The sequence below is a fragment of the Peribacillus sp. SIMBA_075 genome (assembly GCF_046534585.1).
Window position 1 is genome coordinate 1 of sequence record NZ_JAWRYN010001794.1, and the last position, 228, is coordinate 228.

The window sequence follows — 228 nt, forward strand, 5'->3', positions numbered from 1 at the left end:
CTACGTGTCACTTGCATCCCTTGAATACGTTCATGTAAATACCCTTGCATAGTTGCTAACGCTTGCGAGCGCTCTTTCGTCAATTTTCGAAGGCGCCCGAAAAAATATTTCACTGCCACTACATAAATAGGTAAAATTAATAACGCAACAAATGTTAATTTTATATTCATAGAAAACATAACAATAATAGCAATTGCAATTGTTGCAGTATCTAGCCAAACATTCATC

Annotated in this window: 1 protein-coding gene; it reads right to left on the bottom strand. The window is 35.5% G+C overall.

Annotation, left to right across the window (positions count from 1 at the left end; all coding sequences use genetic code 11):
* Positions 1–228, bottom strand: a 228-nt coding sequence (locus tag SB775_RS34625; RefSeq protein WP_410865810.1) for an ABC transporter transmembrane domain-containing protein, incomplete at both ends; no start/stop codon positions are given.